This window comes from Borrelia tillae (genome assembly GCF_055693965.1).
This window is the reverse complement of the sequence record NZ_CM146346.1, coordinates 890,203-908,758: the sequence shown is the minus strand read 5'-3', so window position 1 is coordinate 908,758 and position 18,556 is coordinate 890,203. Positions and strand designations below refer to the sequence as shown.

The following is an 18,556-nucleotide window of genomic DNA, read 5'->3' as shown; positions in this document are numbered from 1 at the left end:
AAAAAATAAAGATACACTTTATAAAAAATATATGCTAGCACAAAATATTTTTATAATCGTTTTTATAATCTTCATCATAGCAACATTAATGGTTGTTATTTCCTGTACTACAAACAGCTATAAAACTTAAACAAGAATACGGAATAAATTTTGAGATAATAAAGTCTAATGCACAGCACAATATATTAGCATAGATAATATTGGAGCAAAAATAGTTACAGTGAAAAATAATATTTAACTAAGCAATAATCTCAAAACTTACACAAACAAATATAAAAAATTATTTGTAGGACCAGGCCCCCTAAAACTTTCCATTCATTTAAATTATATTTATTAGACAACAAATCTCAACAAAACACTAAAATCTCAATTAATAACTTTAAAATACAAACCCATATCAAATACCCAGCTACTTTGAAGCTAAGCATATCAAAATTGATATTAATCCAAACCAAACTATTGATAGTTTAATATCAAGGATCACAAGTAAGCAATAAAATTTAAGTTCTCTCACTATAAAAATATCTATTAAACCATAAGAAATCAAATCACACATTCAATCTAAAAACTTTTCTATTGTTTTTTTATTATTTTTTAGATTTGTTATGATTAACTAAAAGTTCATAATCAGTGTTTGAGTTACTTTCAAATGATGACTTAATGGGCTCAAAAAAATTCCAAGTAATATAAATTGTAAAATTATTTCTCCAAATAGAAGAGTATCTACCGTTATTATCTCTTAAAATATCTGGACTTAAACTATATTCCCCACGAATTTCCAGTCATAGAAATTAAATTTAAAACTTGTACTAATTTTCTTAATCTTAAATAATGCATCCTTTCTATCCTGGGTATTAAAAAAATTAAATGATTTAAACAAGTCTACGAAAGGATTAATTGTTTCAAGGTCAGCCTGCTCCATATATCCCCCAAAGTATCTAAAAGTTTTTGTATTAATAGAACGGGTAGATAAATTCCACTCAAAAAATTCAGTATACTTAAACTTAAAAGTAAATTCAGCCCACAACTCACTATCTATAAATTTTTGCAAATTTGTTTTCCATCCAGTATCTATTCCTAATCCAATTGAAAATTTTTCATCAAAAAATTTCCAACTATATAGATCTCTCTTATATTGAGTACTTAAAGAATACGGAATAAGCTTAGTTGTAGATCCCACCTTTGCAAAATCCCCAATCTGTTTGTCATACTTATACTCAAAGTCGTTTTTCATAGAAAATTCAGCTCGAAAATCATAAACATTAAAATTAAATGAAAGTTCCGATACTTCATTAAGTAAAGGGTCATAAGCTGCTAAAAAGACAAATTTTAAATAATCTAAATATCTTGGCTCTATTTTATAATATAAAGCAGGACTCATCTCCAGATTTTTATAAGGAGACTTTGGTTTTAAAGATTCCAGACTAATAAATGTCTTCTTGGACAATTGCTGCTTATCTTTATCCTCCTTAAATTTTTTATCATATTTAACTCCAATACCTATTTCCTGCAACAAATAAGGAAACTCTAACATAAATTTAAGTTCAGAAGAAGCATATATATTTTCAAAAGTATTTTTCAACCTACCTGAAAGAATAGTGCTAAAAAATCTATAATCATAAATCAAACCAAAATTTAATTCCTGATAAAAAGTTTCAGGACTTTTCCAAAAAACGGTTGTATGCTTACCTTTTAACATTTTAGAATCTTTATCATATTTCTTATCAAATGAATAAAGAGTGAGTTTATTCTCAAACTTAACATTACTCCTAGAAAAAGCTGGATACATTATAAAGGGCAATAAATTCAAATCAACTTTATTAACAACCGAATGCTCACCCTTTTTATCTTTATCAATCAATTTGTAATTTTTATCTAGAGGATTATACTCAACCGTATTAAAATATAAAACATCTTCAAATGTAATGAGTTGATTATAAAAATCAGCGTGGAGTTTTAAATCCATTTTATTTTTAATATCAAATAAATAATTTTTTACTTCATATTGAAATTCATGAGGGGAACTAAATTTATGATCATCAAAGAATATATTATTTTTCAAATAAGGATTAATACCGAATTTTATATAAAAAGAATCCTGCTTATTAAGCTCGTGAGAAACAATTGGCTTAGGGTACAAATACAAATCTTGATTTAAATCTTTTTTTTCTTTAATTTTTTCAGTAGCAATCATGTCTTTATCATCTTCAACATTTTTAACCTTAGGCACCATAACTATCTCTTTATCCTTGCCATCATTACTAGAAGGTGAAGTCCAACTACTATTATAAAGATCTTTCTGCAAAGTTAAATCAATATAAGGTAAGTGCACTCTCTCCAAATAAAACCACTTTCTAGTTGGATCCTTAATGCTTTTAGGATTCTCACCACCGATATTTTCATGACTTGCTAATTTAAAAGTAAATCCAAGATTATTTAATCTATAATCAATCAAAAAACCATTATCAAAAGTCCGATTATAAAAAGATGTTAAATTCCAATCAAAGGTCTTTATCATTTTTTCTGATTCCAAGAGATCCTTTTGTGGACTTAAAATAGAAAAAAATGTTGCACTTTCTAATCTATCTTGAAAATCAATTATCACATAAGGATCTGAATAATGTTCCATAGTAAGTGAAAAAAGTGCATCACTAATCAAAAATTCGGATTTAGAATTAAACAGATATCTAAAAGGTACTTCAAATCCAAATATGTCACTTTTATTTATATTACCAAAGCTAAAAAGAGAATAATTAATACTACTCATCTCAAAGGGACGATAAATACCATCCCGATTATTATAAAGAGTCCTTGTAAAACCCAAACCAAAACTACCTTGAAAGGTTTTAAAAAATTTCAAAGTATTGCCTAAACTAAAATCAATACCCGAATAAAACCCCAAATTCGAATAAATATCGAAAATCAATTTTAAATAGTCTTTCTTAATCTCAGATATAACATCTTTTGCAAAAAAATAAGTTAAATAACCATTTCTAATATAAGCCTTCTTATCTGAATCATACACTGAGTGAAAATCAAAATCTAAAAGTGAAGACTCATCAAAATTAGCTGACTTCTTTCCAAGCAAATATACAGTATTAAAAAGAGTAAGACCTTTTCTTGAAGAATATCCCAAAGATGGATTAAAAAATAAACTATCACCTGGTCTAAAAAAAAATGGAATATAGAATATAGGAACTCTCCCTATATAAAACACAGCATTCAGAACACCAAAATCCCCAGATGGCAAAATCCACATTTTAGAAGCTCTAATAGAATAATAGGGGTCTGGTAATTTGCTAGATGTAATAAAAGCCTGTTCCAATATGTTTGCATCATTATCTAATCTTCTTAAAACTTTTCCTCCAAATGAAACAATATGCTCAAGTAAATTTCTATGAATTTTTTTTTGAACAACCCCTTTTTTGAGAAGAAAATTCTGAGAATCAAAATCAACAAATAATTCACTGCCATAAAAATATAACTTCTCATTAACATTTAAATCAAATCTATAATCTACATTTCCACTAGAAAAAAGCTTCTTGGTCTTTCTATTAAAAATAATCTTATCGCTCTTAATGTTATGTTTTTTATTTTCTTTAACATCTTCAATAATGAGACTAACCCTACCTTTAAATATGATAGTTTCATCTCCAGTAACTTCATAAGTAAAATTTTCAAGATTATCCGTACTTTCAATAGTTATTTTATATCTGCCTGCATCTTTATTATCCTTTGAAAAAAGATTAGGGGATATTCCAAACTTTTCCAAGAGTAATGTTTTGATCTTAGAAAGATCTTCTTCCTCAATACCTTCCTTTAAGGCCCACTTTTTTAAATTTTCATCATCAGAAAGCTCAAGTTCTCTCAAATTAGCCTTTTGAATTAAAGTTAAATTTTTTTCAAGGCTTTTTTTATTTTTATCATTAACATTTTTATCATTAACATCTTGAGCAAATAAGATGAAACAAGTAAAAATATTGACCAAAAATAATGTTATATAAGATTTTTTAAAAACATTCCTGTATAGGAATACTTGCATTTTGAAACCTCTTCAGGAGTACCAGATACAACAATATTGCCTCCAAACACTCCACCCTCAGGACCTAAATCTATTATATAATCCGCTTGTTTAATCACATCTAAATTATGTTCTATAAGAACTACAGTATTTCCACTGTGAACAAGCAACTGCAATACCTCCAACAATTTCTTTATATCATCAAAATGCAATCCTGTTGTAGGTTCATCAATGATATACACAGTTTTTCCCGTATTCTTTTTGCCAAGCTCAAAAGCTAATTTGATCCGCTGAGCTTCGCCTCCTGAAAAAGTTGTTGACGATTGCCCTAACTTAATATATTCAAGTCCCACTTCTTTTAAAATACTTAAATAATAGTTAACCTTTGGAATATTTTCAAAAAAATCTTTAGCCTCCAGAACACTCATTTCCAAAACATCATAAATATTTTTTCCCTTATACCTAATCTCTAAGGTTTCTTCATTAAATTTTTTACCTCTACATAAATCGCAAGGAACAAGAACATCGGACAAAAAATGCATCTGAATATTTAAATACCCATCACCTTGACATTTTTCACAACGCCCACCCTTAACATTAAAAGAGAATCTACCTGCCTTAAATCCTCTTGCTCTAGACTCTGGGAGTTGTGCAAAAAGCTCTCTTATTTCTGTAAAAAATCCAACATATGTTGCTGGATTTGATCTTGGAGTTTTACCTATCGGTTTTTGGTTTATCTGAATAACCTTATCAATTTGTTCATATCCAATAATATCCTTAAACCCATCAAAATAACTTGTATTTGATTTTAACCTGCTATCAAGAGCAGGATACAACACCTCATTAAGAAGAGTGCTCTTCCCACTACCAGAAACTCCCGTTATTACAGTAAAAACTCCCAAAGGAATATGTACATTAATATTCTTCAAATTGTTTTTACTAGCATTCAAGAGTACAATCTCAGACTTCCCTATCCTACGCCTTATTTTTGGAACCTCTATTTTAAGTTGACCACTCAAATACTTACCAGTTAAGCTATTATCATTATGCAAAATATCAGATAAAGATCCCTTGGCGACTATCTCTCCACCATGGATCCCAGCTCCAGGGCCAACATCTATAATATAGTCAGCAGTACGCAAAGTTTGCTCATCATGCTCTACAACAATTACTGTATTACCCAAATCTTTTAAATTAACAAGAGTACGTATTAATTTTTCATTATCCCTTTGATGCAATCCAATACTAGGTTCATCAAGTACATAAAGAACTCCAGCAAGAGCTAATCCTATTTGAGTGGCAAGTCTAATTCTCTGAGCCTCCCCCCCTGAAAGGGTACCAGACATCCTATCTAAATATAAATAAGAAAGTCCAACATCAATTAAAAATTTAAGTCTGCTCTTAATTTCTTTCAAAATTTCTTTCGAAATTTTTGCATCAAGATTATCAAGCTCAATTTTCTCAAAGAAAGCATAAGAATCCATAACGGAAAGATTACTAAGTTCCTGAATGTCCTTGCCATCTAGTTTCACAGACAAAGCTCCAGGACTTAACCTTTTACCTTTGCAAGAATTGCAAACTTTGCGAGACATAAGACCCTCATAAAACAATCTGGTACTCTCAGATTCAGTTGCAAGATAACGTCTTTTTAAAAGAGGCATAAGTCCCTCAAATTTTTTAGAATAATGAAATCCACTTGTTATTTCTTTATCCTCCATTTCTCTAGATCTATAAAGAAAATCTATCTTTTCATTGGCACCATACAAAATTTTTTTAAGAATATCTTCAGGAATATCTTCTACAGGAGTGTCTAAACTGAAGCCATAATGTTTAGAGAGTCCCTTAAAAATTGCCAAAGCCCAAGAAGAACTGGGTTTGAAAGTAATAAATGCATTATCATTAAAAGAAAGCTTCGAATTAGGACAAATCTTTTCAAAATCAAAATCAAGTGTAATACCAAGACCAGAACACTCACTACAAGCTCCAAATGGACTATTAAATGAAAAAAGTCTAGGTTCTATTGCAGGAAGAGAAAATCCACATAAGGCACAACTATTATGTTCTGTAAATATTTTATCTATTTTCTCTAAATCATTTTCAATCTCTACACGTAGATATCCATTAGAAACTAATAAAGCGGTCTCAATAGATTCTGAAAGCCTAAGTCTTGAATCACTACTCAATTTTACTCTGTCTACTATAATTTCAATATTATGTTTCTTATTTTTATCTAAGCTTAAATCAACAGCATCCTCTATCAAATAATCTTTAGAATCTATTCTTACCTTACTAAACCCTTGATTCAATATCTTCTCAAGCTCTTTCTTATGAGTACCTTTTGCACCCATAACAATAGGAGCAAATAATATAACCTTAGAACCCTGGGCATAGCTTAAAACGGTATTAATCATATTATCTATAGATTGCTCTTTGATTAAATTTCCATCATTTGGACAATACGGCTTGCCAATTTTGGCAAATAACAATCTATAATAATCATAAATTTCAGTAATTGTCCCAACAGTTGATCTTGGATTATTGCTTATTGTTCTCTGTTCAATTGCAATAGCAGGAGAAAGCCCTCCTATATATTCAACGTTAGGTTTTTTCATTACTCCCAAGAATTGTCTTGCATAAGAAGACACAGACTCCATATATCTTCTTTGACCTTCGGCAAAAATTGTATCAAAAGCTAAAGAAGACTTACCCGAACCACTCTTGCCAGATATCACTACTAAGCTATTTCTTGGAATATCAACATTAATATTTTTTAAGTTATGCTCCCTTGCACCTCTTACTGTAATTTTTTCCTTCAAAAATATAAACTCCTCATTTTAAAAAAATCTCAACCTTTCTTAACAAGCTCTCTTATCTTATCACGTAAAAAGATAGCGTCTTCAAACCTCTCATCACTAACCGCCTCTTCAAGTTTAAACTTAAGCTGCATAACAAGAGATTTTTTAGATAATTTTTTATCAGAAATCATCTTTTTAATGTCATCATTAACAGTTTCGTTTTTTAATTCTTTTTCTAAAATATTTTGTACTTTTTTAATAATAGTCTTTGGAACAATATTATTTGTCTTATTATATTCAATTTGAATATTCCGTCTTCTATTAGTTTCGTCAATAGCCTTTTGCATTGCACAACTTACTTGATCATAGTACATTATAACATAACCATTTGAGTTTCTAGCAGCTCTACCAATCATTTGAATCAGTGAAGTGGTTGATTCTAAAAATCCTACTTTATCAGCATCTAATATAATAACAAGAGAAACTTCAGGAATGTCTAAACCTTCTCTTAACAAGTTAATTCCTACAATAACATCAATTTCTGACTTTCTAAGAGATGTAATAATATCCACTCTTTCAATAGCATTAAACTCTGAATGTAGATACCTAGCCTTTATATTAAGACCCAATAAATAATCCGTTAAATCTTCGGCCATTTTTTTAGTTAAGGTTGTAAGTAAAACCTTTTCATTCAAGGCTACTTTTTTTTGAATTTCATTATAAATATCTTCCATTTGGCCGTCTGAAGATCTAAGAATAATTTCTGGATCAACAAGACCCGTTGGACGTATTATTTGTTCAACAATAACACTACTCTTTTGACACTCTTCAAGACCAGGTGTTGCAGAAATAAAAACAGCTTGATTAATCAGAGATTCAAATTCATAATATTTAAGGGGTCTATTTGCAAGTGCAGAAGGAAGTCTAAAGCCAAAATTTACAAGATTTAATTTTCTTGAATAATCTCCATTATACATCCCTCTAAACTGGGGCAAAGTAACATGAGATTCATCAACGAAAAGCAAATAATCTTTAGGAAAAAAATCAAAAAGACAATAAGGCCTATCCATTTCATTATCACCAAAATACTTATAATAATTTTCTATACCTTGACACACCCCAGTTTCCCTTAACATTTCAATATCATATTCCACTCTTTGTTTAAGTCTTTCAGCTTCAACAAACTTACCATTTTTCTTAAAATAATGATACTGAATTTTTAAATCAACTTGTATCTTAGGAAGGGCATCTAATATACTCTCATAAGGAATAACAAAATAAGATTTAGCAAAAAGAGTAAATTCATCAGTACTTCCCAAAATTTTCTTTGTAAGTGGACTTATTCTATTTATCTTAATAATTTCATCAAAGTCCAAATAAATTCTATATGCAAAATCACCATGCTCATTACTAGGCCACACTTCAACTACATCACCTTTAACAGAGAATTTGTCATGTTCAAGATTCATCAATGTTCTTTCATACTGAAGTTTAACAAAAATATCTGCCATCTCCTTAATGGAAATTTTTTGTCCCACAAAAAAAGCATGTGCAGCGCTTTTAAAAAAGTCCGGAGAACCTAATGCATAAATCGAAGAAACTGTAGCAACAACAATAACATCTCGCCTTCTAGAAAGGGATGTCACCGTTCTTATCCTTTTTATTTCAATATCTTCATTAATAGTAGCTTCCTTTTCTATATATAGATCTTTTGATGGGACATAAGATTCAGGCTGATAATAATCATAATACGACACAAAATATTCAACTGCATTGCCTGGAAAAAAATCCTTAAATTCTCTATAAAGCTGGGCAGCCAAAGTTTTATTATGACTAATTATTAAAGAAGGTCTATCTAAATCCCTAATAATATTAGCTATTGTAAAAGTTTTACCACTGCCTGTAACACCTTTTAAAGTCTGATACTTATTATTAAGTAAAATAGCTTCCTTCATTTCTCTAATCGCTTTTGGCTGATCACCAGCAGGAGAATAATCAGACTTTAAACAAAACCGCATACAAACCTCAAATAAAAAGATTATAAATTAAAATATAACAACTAACTCTATAAATTTTATACGTAGTATCATTATTTTATAATTTAATTATAAATTCTCAAATGATAAAATAAAGGGGATATTGTGAAAAATAATGAGCTTAAAAAAAAATTAGAAAAATATATTCAACTTGAAAAAAATAAATATTTCAAAGACGAAGCAATAAGACTGCTTAATGAAAATAATGAAATAGAAATACACAATAGATTTTATAAAGATTTAGAATTTGGTACCGCTGGAATGAGAAGTATTATTGGGGCTGGAACGCATTACATAAACAGTTACAATGTTGCAAGAATAAGTCAAGGAATCTCCAACTATATCCTTAAAATAACGAAATCGCCTAAAGTCGCAATAAGTTATGACTCAAGATACTTCTCAAAAGAATTTGCATACAACACTGCTGAAATCTTTGCATCAAATGGGCTTAAAGTCTATATATATAAGAGTCTAAGGTCAACACCTCAATTATCCTATACAGTTAGAAAATTAGATTGCGATTTTGGAATAATGATAACAGCAAGTCACAATTCAAAAGAATATAACGGATATAAAGTATATTGGAAAGGGGGTGCTCAAATAATACCCCCTCATGACACAAAAATAATATCAGAAATTAAGAAAGTTCATAATATTAACAATACGATCATCACAAAAAAAGAAAAGATAAAAAAGCAAACAATAATTGAGCTTAACGATGAAATGGATATGACATATGTAGAAAAAATCAATGAAAAATTTCTTGATTTCGATCAAAAAAGCAAAAATGTAAAATTAAAGATAGCATATACTCCATTACATGGAACGGGGGGTACAATAATAAATGCACTCTTTAAAGGCAGTAAAGTAGAGATTATAACTGAACCAAGTCAAATAAACCCTGATCCAGAATTTACTACAGTCAGATATCCTAATCCTGAAGAACATACAGCCATGTCAAAAGTAATAGAAATTGCAAAGAAAAAAAACTGTGATATTGCATTTGCAACCGATCCAGATGCTGATAGGGTGGGCATAGCTTTCAAAAACAATAAAGAATGGAAAGTTTTAAACGGCAACCAAATTGCTTGTATTTTAATGAATTACTTATTATCTAAAGAAGAGAATCCCGAAAACGTATTTACAATAACCTCTTTCGTTACAACGCCCATGCTAAATAAGATAGCGCAAAAATATAACTCAACATTATTTAGAACATATGCTGGATTTAAATGGATCGGTCATTTAATAGACGAGATAAAAGTACAAAGCCCAAACAAAAAATTTATTTTTGGATGTGAAGAAAGTTATGGATATCTAATAGGAACTGGCACCAGAGATAAAGATGCATTTTCAGCCATAAAAGGATTTTGCGACTTAATGTTTACATTAAAGCAAAATCGGATAACATTAGCAAAATATCTCCAAGAAATGTACAAAGAATTTGGATACTATGAAGACTTATCAATCAATAAAAATTTTCAAGAAAATAATGGGGACTTTTTAAGAGAAGCATTAATGTCAAAATTTAGAAACGAAATCAAAAAAGAATTTGCAGGAATGCGCATAATCAAAAAATTAGACTACAAAACATTAGAAGAGACAGATATTAATGGGAATATACACAAAATAAAAGAATATAAACATACTACAAACGCTATCAAACTTTTATTAGAAAACTCAACAGAAATAACTATCAGACCATCTGGAACGGAACCTAAAATTAAATTTTATGTATCCATATATGCAAGATACGAACAAAAAAATAATATTTTTGATATAATGAATAACATCAAGATGGAGATAGAAAGGTATTAATATAGCAGAAAACTTAATAAATTTAGTTGAAGTATGTGCGAGAGAAGTTGCTAGAAAAAATAAAAATAGAGAAGTTTCAATCTGGCATTTGTTAATGTCCATACTGATTTGTCCAAAGAAATCTGAAATAAAAAAAATAGACACTAAAACTTTGAAAAATATCAAACAAGACACATTATGTGAAATAGAAAAGTTAGAAAAAGTTCTAGTCGATGTAAATGAGATTATAATCCCAAAGATCAATAGAGAAATTTTCATACTTATTGAACAAACAAAAAAAGAATTTAAGTCTAAAGCTTCAATAGGCACAAAAGAAATCTTTTATCAAATCTTAAAAACAAAAAAACTTCTAAAAAAATATAAACTTAACAAATTAAGCTTTAATTTTAATGAAGAGAACGTAATGGCAGGTATAGACAAAATAAGATTAATTGAAACATACAAAGAATTTGAAGACGAAATAAGACTTACAAATGATTACTTTGAAATCGATAAATATGTTAAAAACCTAACAACACTTGCAAAAGAAAACAAACTTGATCCTCTAGTAGGTCGTGAAAAAGAAATTCAGACACTAATAAATACACTTGAAAGACGAAATAAAAATAATATAATTTTAATAGGAGACCCAGGTGTTGGTAAAACAGCAATCGTTGAAGGACTTGCCATAAAAATTGCAAGTAAAGAAATAAAGAGCCAATTACAAAACAAAGTCATATTACAAATTGACGCTTCTGACTTAGTTTCAGGAACAAAATATAGGGGTGAATTTGAAGAAAGACTCAACAATATAATTAAATCCATCAAAAACAATAAAGACATAATAGTATTTATTGATGAAATACATACTCTGATAGGAGCTGGAAATTCTGAAGGCTCTATTGATGCCGCAAATATTTTAAAACCTGTTTTGGCTCGCTCTGCAATACAGATGATAGGTGCAACAACTTATGATGAATATAGAAAACATATCGCCAAAGACAAAGCATTTACAAGAAGATTTCAAACAATATCGATCAAGGAACCTGATGAAAAAGAAACTCTTAACATACTCAATAACATAATAAAAAACTTTGAAGATTACCACGGTGTTACCTATGAAAAGGAAGCCATAGAAAATGTCATCTATCTATCATCACATTATTTAATCAACAAAAAATTCCCCGATAAGGCCATCGACTTAATCGATATGGCCGGAGCTCAAAAAAAACAACAAAAAACAAATAAAAAGATAGTCAACATTGAAGATATCAAAAGCACAGTTGATGAACTATTAGATATTAAGGTAGGATTTAACATAAAAGAAGAAATAGATATACTTAAAACAGAAGCAATCAATATAAAAGGAAAAATAATCGGACAAGAACATGCCATAAATGAGATAATCATAGAGATGGTCAGGTCAAAACTTAACATCAATAACACACAACCTCTAACATCAATACTACTCATAGGTTCAAGCGGAAGCGGAAAGACAATGCTAGCAAAAACAATATCAAGTATCATGATCAAAGATTAAAATTCAATATTAAAACTAGATATGTCAGACTATAAAGAAGAAATTTCCATATCAAAGCTAATAGGAACAAATCCAGGTTACACAGGCTACAGCGATGGTGGAATTTTAACAAATAGATTAAAATATAACCCCAGAACCTTCATCATACTTGAAAATATTGAAAATGCACATAATTCGGTACTTAACGTAATAGAACAAATACTTGAAAACGGAGAGTTAATCAGTACTAAAGAAGATAAAATATCATTTAAAAATGCCATTATCGTTCTAAGTACATCTATTGGCACTAAAACATTACTTGGAAAAGGAAGCATTGGGTTCAATCACATAAACAATAATATAAATATCAAAAATGAAATAGACAATGAACTTAAAACAAAATTCAAGTCATCAATACTAGATAAAATACAAAAGAAAATAATTCTTAATGTCTTAAAAGAAGAAGATTATGTTTAATTTATGATAATTATTGCCAAGAAATCACTCAAAAATTCAATTTAAAAAACATTAAAATAGAAATTGATAAAAAGCTTCAACAACATATAATCAAAAACTATTATGATAAAAATTCTGGTGCAAGAAGTATATTAAATGCAATAAAAGAACAGATAGAAGAAAAAATTCTTAACCAAATATTTAAAAATCCCAATATCAATTTAATAAAAATAAATTTAGAACAAATAGAACAAAATGATATAAAAATCAAACAGAAGGAAATCTCATGTTCAAAAAAGTAGAAAGCAAAGCAAATTTCCCCAAGATAGAAGAAAAAATATTAAAATTTTGGAATGATAATAAAATCTTCGAAAAATCAATGCAACAAAGAGAAGGGTGTGAAGAGTTTACATTTTATGACGGACCACCCTTTGCAACAGGGCTGCCTCATTTTGGACATTTTGTTCCAAATACAATTAAAGACATAATCCCAAGATATAAAACAATGAAAGGCAAGCACGTTAAAAGATATTTTGGATGGGATACCCATGGTTTACCCGTAGAATATGAAGTAGAGAAATATTTAAAAATTTCTGGAAAATATGAAATAGAACAATATGGAGTTGACAAGTTTAATGCAGAATGCAGAAATATAGTTCTCAGATACACAAAAGAATGGCAAAAAACAATTTCAAGATTAGGCAGATGGGTTGACTTTGAAAACAATTATAAAACGATGGACATAACCTTCATGGAATCTGTATGGTGGGTGTTCCAAACACTTTATAATAAGGGTTTAATTTATGAAAGTTATTATGTATTACCATACTCCCCAAAGCTTGCAACACCCCTCTCAAATTTTGAAGTTAATCTTGGTGAATACAGGGAAATCAATGACCCATCAATAACTATAAAATTTAAAGTTAAAGATAAAAATGAATATTTACTAGCATGGACAACAACACCGTGGACACTACCTACAAATTTTGGTATTGCTGTTGGAAAAGATATAGACTACTCAAAAATATTTGACAAAGAAAAAAATCAAACATTTATAATTGGAACAAAAAGATTAAGTCATTACTACAAAGACGAACAATCATATAAAATAATAGAAAACTTCAAAGGTGAACACATCAAAGGGATAGAATATGAACCCGTATTTAATTATTTCTCAAATCAACGCGACAAAGGTGCTTTCAGAATCCACACAGCAGAATATGTCACAACTGATGATGGGACCGGCATAGTGCATATAGCACCTTTTGGAGAAGAAGACTATAAAATACTTAGAAAAAACACAAAAATTGATATGATAACGCCTATAGATGCTGAATGCAGATTCACAAATGAAGTCAAAGATTTAGAAGGACTATTTGTTAAAGATGCAGATAATCAAATAATAGAAAAATTAAAATCAATGAACCTTTTATTCAAAAGAGAAAACTTTCTACACAGATATCCATTTTGCTACAGAACAAATTCACCTCTAATCTACAGACCAATAAGCTCATGGTTTGTTAATATTGAAGCGATAAAAGAAAAACTCATAAAATCAAATGAACAAATAAACTGGATGCCTTCACACTTAAAAAAGGGGCGTTTCGGAAAGTGGCTAGAAAATGCGCGTGATTGGGCAATAAGTAGAAATAGATTTTGGGGAAACCCAATACCAGTCTGGATATGTTCAAAGACAGGAAAAAAAATATGCATAGGCTCGAGAGAAGAACTTGAAAGACTCTCAGGACAAAAAATAAATGACCTACATAAAGATAAAGTTGATAAAATCACTTGGCCTAGTGAATATGGTGGTGTATATATCAGAACAAGTGAAATTTTAGACTGTTGGTTTGAATCTGGTTCTATGCCTTATGCAAGTAAGCATTATCCATTTAAAGATAAAAATAATTTTCACAATATTTTCCCTGCTGATTTTATTGCAGAAGGCTTAGATCAAACAAGAGGTTGGTTTTATACGTTAACAATTCTAGGAACTGCTCTTTTTGAAAACACAGCGTTTAAAAATGTAATAGTCAACGGATTAGTACTATCTAGTGATGGAAGAAAAATGTCAAAATCACTTAGAAATTATACATATCCAATGGAAGTAATAAATACATTTGGAGCTGACGCCTTAAGACTTTATCTAGTAATGAGCCCTGTAGTAAAAGCTGATGATTTAAAGTATAACGATGATGGAGTTAGAGATGTTTTAAAAAATATTGTAATTCCTATCTGGAACGCCTATGCATTTTTCATAACCTATGCCAGAATCGACAATTTTGAACCTAAAAAAAATATAGACAATATAGTACTACTACGAAAAACTAATATACTTGATAAATGGATCATCAGCGAAATTGAAAGTCTAAAAAAAATATTAAATGAAGAGATAGACAAATATAATTTAACAAAATCAATAGAAGAACTTATTGAATTCATTAACAAGTTAAATAATTGGTATATAAGAAGATCAAGAAGAAGGTTTTGGAAATCTGAAAATGATAGTGATAAAATTGACGCTTATGAAACACTGTACTATGCAATAAAGAATTTAATACTAATGTTCGCACCGTTTATTCCATTCTTAACAGAAGAAATCTATCAAAATCTGAAAATTCAAGATGAAAAAGAATCAATCCATTTAAACGAATATCCACAAAAGGTTGATTCACTTATCAACACAGAACTTGAAGAAAAAATGAATTTTATAAGAAAGGTAGTTTCCATTGCAAGAGCACTTAGAACATCGCATAACATCAAAATACGAAAACCTATTAGCACAATTTATGTCGTTACAAAAAATCAAAAAGAACAACAAATATTAAATGAAATGCAAGACATAATACTTGAGGAAATTAATGCAAAAGAAATAAAAATAAAATCTAATGAAGAAGAACTAGTAACTTACAAAGCAAAAGCGAACTTTAAAGAACTTGGAAGTAAGCTTGGCAACAATATGAAAGCAGTAGCATTAGAAATAATGCAGCTCAAGAATGAAGATATACTAAAAATCATATATGGTAATCAACATACAATTAAAATTAAGAAAGATATATATAATATTACACTAAAAGACATAATTCTAGAAAGACACGAAAAAGAAAACTTGAAAATAATAAATAAAGATTCTGTTACAATTGGACTTAATGCTTTGATAACAGAAGAATTATATTTAGAAGGACTTTCAAGAGAACTTATAAGAAAAGTACAAAATCTAAGAAAAGAAAGTAACTTGAATGTTAGTGATCGAATCATGCTCTATATAGATAACAATAAGATACTGAATAAAATAATAAATCAATTCGAAAGTCATATTAAAACTGAAACCTTAACACTAAAAATAGAAATCGACCAAAAAAAAGCATTGCAAAAGATAGAAATTGACGATGAAATATTAATAAATATAGGTATTGAAAAATGGTCAAATTAATTATCAACATCTGCATAGTTGTTATTTTTATGGGCTGTCAAACTTTAACTTATAATGAACCTAAAAAAAATATATCTTCAATTATGCTATTAGATCCTGGAGCAGATATATATGCTTATATAAACCTATCTAAAAACAGATTCATTTACAGTACGCTCAAACTAAAACACAAAATCGGACTTCATGCTGTTGGCAACTTATATTTAAGTTACACAAAAGAACCGGAAACTTTTTCAGCAGTAATAACAGGAAATTTTCCTAAAAATATCTTTTGGGGAATACATAACAACTCAAATTTTAAATCCCATGGAAACATCTTTACAAATCCAAAATGGAAGATAAAAAATTCAAATATTTATATAACACCCACTAAAAATAAAAGGGGAATCTTAATAAATCAACAAGAAATAACACATAACAAAGAAAATATATTAACAACCCAATACATGGATATACTTAATCAGAATGAAATATTTATTTGGATAAAAGATATCACTAAATTAATGCCAAGCAAACTAGCAAAAATAAATCTCACGCCCTTTGACAAAGGGATATTAATAGCCAATAGTGAAAATGACAATGACTATAATTTAAAAATTTACTTAAACACTGATAATCCAACAATACTATCTATTTTATCCAAGAAACTAATGCCAATTCTGATAGCAGGTGCAACAAAAATAAAAATTTCAAGTCCTATAAAATCCAGAATACAAGATCAACATACCGTAGAACTTAAATTTAATGTTAATAAAATGAGTGTAAAAGAATTCATAACAAACTTAATATTAAATAAACATGAAAACTCATAAATATCTGAATCAAATACTCAACGTCTAATAAATAACTAATAATTCATCAAATTAATCTCACATCTTTTTAAATTCACAAAATCAACTTAAATTACCGACAATAAGTCGTCCATGATAAGCTTTTGCACCCAAAACAGAATCAATAATATCAATATTGTTCTTAGTAACTTTACCTGCAACAACAATCTCTAACTTGTCTCCCGTCATTCGGATTAAGTCTTGAAGTACTATAAGTGAATCTTCAGCCCTAGCCCCTCCTCCTGAGGTCAATATTCGATGAACACCAATATCTAAAAGACTCGCAATAGATGATTAAGATCAAAAGTTTTGTCCACTGCTTTATGAAAAGTAATTTTTAAAGGATAAGATAAGTCTAATAACTCTTTAGTTCTATCTATATCAATCTCATAATCAGCTCTCAAAATTCCAAAAACTACACCTTCCACTCCAAGATTCTTGCAACACTTAATATCCTCTTTCATAGCCTGAAATTCTAAATCAGAATATACAAAATTCCCGCATCTTGGCCTAATCATAACAACAATAGGAATATCTAAAGCTTCCTTTAAAACTTTTATGGTACCATAAGAAGGGGTAGTTCCCCCACAAGTTGTATTTTCACAAAGCTCAATCCTAGTGGCACCAAGCTTGGCAGCATTTAAAGCCTCTAATAGATTAAAAACACATGCCTCTTTTATCATCTAAATGCCCTAATTAAATAGTAATTTATTTTCAACAAAATAATGATATAATGCTCCAATTTTACCAGAATCATTATTAAATTTAGTTGTCTCAAGCCTAACAAGTTTTCTGATGTCATTATTATAAATATGCGCTAACTCTAAAGACCATAAATTTTCTAATTGATCATATATTTTACTTATCAGATCAGATCTGGAACTTATACCGCCTCCAATTAAGATTTTTTCAGGATTTAAAATGAAAGTCAAATTAAAAATGCCAAATGATAAAGTTTCAAAAAAACACTCTATTTCATTTTTGGCATGCATATTGCCATTCTCAGCTAGAGCAAAGACATATTCTCCAGAAACTTCATCAAAATTCATTTCCAAACGACTGGCAACTCTCTTCCTTAAAGACGCAACAGAAGCTATAGACTCCCATCTACAATTAAAAGGAATATTATTGCCAAGGCCTCTAGTAATCATAAATCCAACCTCGCCAGACATAAAAGAATATCCCCTGCAAAGTTTTCCATTCATAAAGATTCCAGCGCCAATACCTGTCCCAAGAGTTAAAGCAATAAAATTATTAGAATGAATAGCATTACCTCTAAATTTTTCTGCCAAAGCCACACAATTAGCGTCATTTTCAATCTCAACATTCACCCCTGTTAAATCCTCAAGCTTTTTCTTTAAAGGATAATCAATAAATCCTTTAATGGCATTAACCCTAATCACAATTCCCTTAGGATCAACAAATCCGGGCATACAAATTGCAACACCTTTAATATTTCTTTCTTTTTGATAAAAATTAATTATTTCGACCAAAATACTAACTTGCTCGTCAACAGTGGTACCCGACTTAACTTCATGTCTATCAAGAAAATTACCAACACCATCTGCAAGAGAATATTTAGTACTAGTACCTCCAACATCAATTGAAACATAATGTTCCATATAAAACTCCATATTCTTCAAATAGTCAGGTAATTATACAATAAAAA

6 protein-coding genes and 3 pseudogenes are annotated in these 18,556 nt (G+C 29.3%); 4 read left to right on the top strand and 5 right to left on the bottom strand.

What is annotated here, in order from left to right:
* Positions 1 to 587: 587 nt before the first annotated feature.
* The 3 genes and pseudogenes from ACWUD1_RS04340 to uvrB all read right to left on the bottom strand — a co-directional run bounded on the left by ACWUD1_RS04340 (position 588) and on the right by uvrB (position 8,834).
* Positions 588 to 4,042, bottom strand: a pseudogene (locus ACWUD1_RS04340) (LPS-assembly protein LptD).
* Positions 3,997 to 6,837 (bottom strand): excinuclease ABC subunit UvrA, encoded by a 2,841-nt coding sequence (uvrA, locus tag ACWUD1_RS04335; protein WP_472756554.1) that lies wholly within the window; start codon positions 6,835 to 6,837, stop codon positions 3,997 to 3,999. Before uvrA ends, ACWUD1_RS04340 begins: the two are co-directional and overlap by 46 nt.
* A 29-nt stretch (positions 6,838 to 6,866) precedes the next feature.
* Positions 6,867 to 8,834 carry an excinuclease ABC subunit UvrB gene (gene uvrB, locus ACWUD1_RS04330; RefSeq protein WP_472756553.1) on the bottom strand — a complete coding sequence of 656 codons (1,968 nt, stop codon included), beginning with the start codon at positions 8,832 to 8,834 and terminating at the stop codon, positions 6,867 to 6,869.
* A gap of 123 nt (positions 8,835 to 8,957) precedes the next feature.
* Between uvrB and ACWUD1_RS04325 the strand changes: the two genes are divergently transcribed.
* From ACWUD1_RS04325 to ACWUD1_RS04310, 4 genes and pseudogenes are all read left to right on the top strand, one after another.
* Entirely contained in the window at positions 8,958 to 10,670 is a 1,713-nt protein-coding gene (locus ACWUD1_RS04325; protein WP_472756552.1) for a phospho-sugar mutase, read from the top strand.
* A gap of 16 nt (positions 10,671 to 10,686) precedes the next feature.
* A pseudogene (locus ACWUD1_RS04320) lies at positions 10,687 to 12,926 on the top strand (AAA family ATPase).
* Positions 12,911 to 16,057 carry an isoleucine--tRNA ligase gene (gene ileS / locus ACWUD1_RS04315; protein WP_472756551.1) on the top strand — a complete coding sequence of 1,049 codons (3,147 nt, stop codon included), beginning with the start codon at positions 12,911 to 12,913 and terminating at the stop codon, positions 16,055 to 16,057. Before ACWUD1_RS04320 ends, ileS begins: the two are co-directional and overlap by 16 nt.
* Positions 16,045 to 16,869: a lipoprotein gene (locus ACWUD1_RS04310; protein ID WP_472756550.1), complete on the top strand. Its 825-nt coding sequence runs from the start codon at positions 16,045 to 16,047 to the stop codon at positions 16,867 to 16,869. Before ileS ends, ACWUD1_RS04310 begins: the two co-directional genes overlap by 13 nt.
* Positions 16,870 to 16,950: 81 nt before the next feature.
* Here the strand turns inward: ACWUD1_RS04310 and ACWUD1_RS04305 are convergent.
* Positions 16,951 to 17,570: pseudogene (locus ACWUD1_RS04305) on the bottom strand (copper homeostasis protein CutC).
* A gap of 9 nt (positions 17,571 to 17,579) precedes the next feature.
* Positions 17,580 to 18,509, bottom strand: coding sequence for an ROK family protein (locus tag ACWUD1_RS04300; RefSeq protein ID WP_472756549.1), 930 nt, complete (start codon positions 18,507 to 18,509; stop codon positions 17,580 to 17,582).
* Positions 18,510 to 18,556: the final 47 nt, after the last annotated feature.